The organism is Paraburkholderia sp. RL17-380-BIE-A (assembly GCF_046028085.1).
Lineage (GTDB): Bacteria > Pseudomonadota > Gammaproteobacteria > Burkholderiales > Burkholderiaceae > Paraburkholderia.
In genome coordinates, this window is sequence record NZ_JARESQ010000061.1 from 1 (window position 1) to 398 (window position 398).

1 protein-coding gene is annotated in these 398 nt (G+C 62.6%); it reads left to right on the plus strand.

Going from position 1 to position 398, the window contains the following annotated elements; all coding sequences use genetic code 11:
- Positions 1 to 398 (plus strand): NAD(P)/FAD-dependent oxidoreductase (locus P0D68_RS35525; protein WP_408303747.1); only part of this gene is annotated, 398 nt, incomplete at both ends.

The window sequence follows — 398 nt, forward strand, 5'->3', positions numbered from 1 at the left end:
CTGCACGCGAAGTACACGCTGTTCTGTGAGGGCGCGCGTGGGCATCTCGGGCGGCAACTGAACGACCGGTTCAAACTGCGCGAAGGCGTCGATCCGCAGGTCTACGGTATCGGCATCAAGGAACTGTGGGAAATCGACCCGTCGAAGCACAAGCCGGGTCTCGTGATGCACACCGCCGGCTGGCCGCTGGAGAACGACACGTACGGCGGCTCGTTCCTCTATCACATGGATAACAACCAGGTGGTGGTGGGTTTTGTGGTCGGCCTCGGCTACACGAATCCGTACCTGTCGCCGTTCGAGGAATTCCAGCGCTACAAGACACATCCGGCAATCCGCGCGGTGCTCGAAGGTGGCAAGCGGGTGTCGTACGGCGCACGGGCGATCACGGCCGGTGGCCT